Annotated in this window: 2 rRNA genes; both read right to left on the bottom strand. The window is 51.9% G+C overall.

The features are described from left to right. Positions 1–60, bottom strand: a 5S ribosomal RNA gene (rrf, locus tag QZQ97_RS24595); the annotation flags it as partial. Between the two features lie 107 nt (positions 61–167). Continuing rightward, positions 168–3,077 (bottom strand): 23S ribosomal RNA (locus QZQ97_RS24460). Positions 3,078–3,237: the final 160 nt, after the last annotated feature.

The raw sequence follows: 3,237 nt of genomic DNA, 5'->3' as shown, positions 1-3,237 counted from the left end.
GCGTTTCACTTCTGAGTTCGGCATGGGGTCAGGTGGGACCACCGCGCTATTGCCGCCAGGCAAATTCTGTTTCATTCCAACCGCTTCACTCTCGTGTCGCCATTGAAACCAATCTAAGAACTTCGCTGAAAATCAAACCAATCTCTCTAAAACACCTTCGGTGTTGTAAGGTTAAGCCTCACGGATCATTAGTACTGGTTAGCTCAATGCATCGCTGCACTTACACACCCAGCCTATCAACGTCTTAGTCTTAAACGTTCCTTCAGGGACCTTAAAGGCCCAGGGAAGACTCATCTCGAGGCAAGTTTCGCGCTTAGATGCTTTCAGCGCTTATCTTTTCCGCACTTAGCTACCGGGCAGTGCCATTGGCATGACAACCCGAACACCAGTGGTGCGTTCACTCCGGTCCTCTCGTACTAGGAGCAACCCCTCTCAATCTTCCAACGCCCACGGCAGATAGGGACCGAACTGTCTCACGACGTTCTAAACCCAGCTCGCGTACCACTTTAAATGGCGAACAGCCATACCCTTGGGACCTACTTCAGCCCCAGGATGTGATGAGCCGACATCGAGGTGCCAAACACCGCCGTCGATATGAACTCTTGGGCGGTATCAGCCTGTTATCCCCGGAGTACCTTTTATCCGTTGAGCGATGGCCCTTCCATTCAGAACCACCGGATCACTAAGACCTACTTTCGTACCTGCTCGAGCCGTCACTCTCGCAGTCAAGCTAGCTTATGCCTTTGCACTAACCTCACGATGTCCGACCGTGATTAGCTAACCTTCGTGCTCCTCCGTTACTCTTTGGGAGGAGACCGCCCCAGTCAAACTACCCACCAGACACTGTCCTCACCCCGGATCACGGGGCCGAGTTAGAACATCAAACATTAAAGGGTGGTATTTCAAGGTTGGCTCCACGCAGACTGGCGTCCACGCTTCAAAGCCTCCCACCTATCCTACACATCAAGGCTCAATGTTCAGTGTCAAGCTATAGTAAAGGTTCACGGGGTCTTTCCGTCTTGCCGCGGGTACACTGCATCTTCACAGCGAGTTCAATTTCACTGAGTCTCGGGTGGAGACAGCCTGGCCATCATTACGCCATTCGTGCAGGTCGGAACTTACCCGACAAGGAATTTCGCTACCTTAGGACCGTTATAGTTACGGCCGCCGTTTACTGGGGCTTCGATCAAGAGCTTCGCCTTGCGGCTGACCCCATCAATTAACCTTCCAGCACCGGGCAGGCGTCACACCGTATACGTCCACTTTCGTGTTTGCACAGTGCTGTGTTTTTATTAAACAGTTGCAGCCAGCTGGTATCTGCGACTGGCTTCGGCTCCGAGAGCAAGTCTCTTCACCTACGCGCCAGCGTGCCTTCTCCCGAAGTTACGGCACCATTTTGCCTAGTTCCTTCACCCGAGTTCTCTCAAGCGCCTTGGTATTCTCTACCTGACCACCTGTGTCGGTTTGGGGTACGATTCTGTGTTACCTGATGCTTAGAGGCTTTTCCTGGAAGCTTGGCATCAACTACTTCTGCACCGTAGTGCATCGTCATCACGCCTCAGGGTTGAATAAGAGAACGGATTTACCAATTCTCTCCCCCTACACGCTTAAACCGGGACAACCGTCGCCCGGCTAGCCTAGCCTTCTCCGTCCCCCCTTCGCAGTAACACCGAGTACAGGAATATTAACCTGTTTCCCATCGACTACGCCTTTCGGCCTCGCCTTAGGGGTCGACTCACCCTGCCCCGATTAACGTTGGACAGGAACCCTTGGTCTTCCGGCGAGCGGGTTTTTCACCCGCTTTATCGTTACTTATGTCAGCATTCGCACTTCTGATACCTCCAGCAACCCTCACAGGCCACCTTCAACGGCTTACAGAACGCTCCCCTACCCAACAACGCCTAAGCGTCGCTGCCGCAGCTTCGGTGCATGGTTTAGCCCCGTTACATCTTCCGCGCAGGCCGACTCGACCAGTGAGCTATTACGCTTTCTTTAAATGATGGCTGCTTCTAAGCCAACATCCTGGCTGTCTATGCCTTCCCACATCGTTTCCCACTTAACCATGACTTTGGGACCTTAGCTGGCGGTCTGGGTTGTTTCCCTCTTCACGACGGACGTTAGCACCCGCCGTGTGTCTCCCGTGATAACATTCTTCGGTATTCGGAGTTTGCATCGGTTTGGTAAGCCGGGATGGCCCCCTAGCCGAAACAGTGCTCTACCCCCGAAGATGAGTTCACGAGGCGCTACCTAAATAGCTTTCGGGGAGAACCAGCTATCTCCCGGTTTGATTGGCCTTTCACCCCCAGCCACAAGTCATCCGCTAATTTTTCAACATTAGTCGGTTCGGTCCTCCAGTTAGTGTTACCCAACCTTCAACCTGCCCATGGCTAGATCACCGGGTTTCGGGTCTATACCTTGCAACTATTCGCCCAGTTAAGACTCGGTTTCCCTACGGCTCCCCTATACGGTTAACCTTGCTACAAAATATAAGTCGCTGACCCATTATACAAAAGGTACGCAGTCACCCAACAAAGTAGGCTCCCACTGCTTGTACGTACACGGTTTCAGGTTCTATTTCACTCCCCTCGCCGGGGTTCTTTTCGCCTTTCCCTCACGGTACTGGTTCACTATCGGTCAGTCAGGAGTATTTAGCCTTGGAGGATGGTCCCCCCATATTCAGACAGGATGTCACGTGTCCCGCCCTACTCATCGAACTCACAGAATATGCATTTTAGTGTACGGGACTATCACCCTTTACTGTGCGACTTTCCAGACGCTTCCACTAACACACAAACTGATTCAGGTTCTGGGCTGTTCCCCGTTCGCTCGCCGCTACTGGGGGAATCTCGGTTGATTTCTTTTCCTCGGGGTACTTAGATGTTTCAGTTCCCCCGGTTCGCCTCATACGACTATGTATTCATCGTATGATAGTGCAACGAATTGCACTGGGTTTCCCCATTCGGGTATTGCCGGTTATAACGGTTCATATCACCTTACCGACACTTTTCGCAGATTAGCACGCCCTTCATCGCCTCTGACTGCCTAGGCATCCACCGTGTACGCTTAGTCACTTAACCTCACAACCCGAAGGTGTCTTTGTAAACAAAGAGCCCATTCGCGCTGCTACATTTGAGAGACTCTATGACAGGTTACTCCTTACCCCAATATGTCTACGGAGGGATAAGTTTCAGCTGTCATGTTTCAATTTTCAGCTTGTTCCAGATTGTTAAAGAGCAA

It is taken from the genome of Serratia sp. root2, assembly GCF_031931805.1.
GTDB lineage: Bacteria > Pseudomonadota > Gammaproteobacteria > Enterobacterales > Enterobacteriaceae > Serratia > Serratia inhibens.
This window is presented reverse-complemented; position numbering and strand designations above follow the sequence as displayed.